This is a genomic window from Photobacterium sp. R1 (assembly GCF_054600795.1).
On sequence record NZ_BAAHZP010000547.1, the window covers coordinates 1 to 271 of the forward strand.

At 53.1% G+C, this 271-nt stretch carries 1 protein-coding gene and 1 pseudogene; both read right to left on the reverse strand.

What is annotated here, in order from left to right:
- Positions 1–98 (reverse strand): EscU/YscU/HrcU family type III secretion system export apparatus switch protein (locus tag ACYP03_RS26220; RefSeq protein WP_459782703.1); only part of this gene is annotated, 98 nt, incomplete at its 3' end.
- A 21-nt stretch (positions 99–119) separates the two neighbouring features.
- A pseudogene (locus ACYP03_RS26225) lies at positions 120–271 on the reverse strand (flagellar biosynthetic protein FliR); the annotation flags it as partial.

Genomic DNA, 271 nt, shown 5'->3' on the forward strand with positions numbered 1-271 from the left:
AGTTCTTTTGATCGCGCGACCTGACCTTTTTCACGCGCTTGCTGCAACCGTCGGGGAGTTGCGTCTTCAGTACGTTCTTGTCCGTCTGACTCAGCCATCAGACTCCCTCCTGTCCGCCATCAGCAATCGAGCCTGATCAGGCTGCAGATTTGCTCTGTACCCAGTTGCCAGTGTTCTTCATACTGCGCCTGGATGCCAATTAACAGATACCAGCTGACAAACAGCCCCAGCAAGAGCGCAAACGAGAAGCCCAGGGAGAAAATATTCAGCT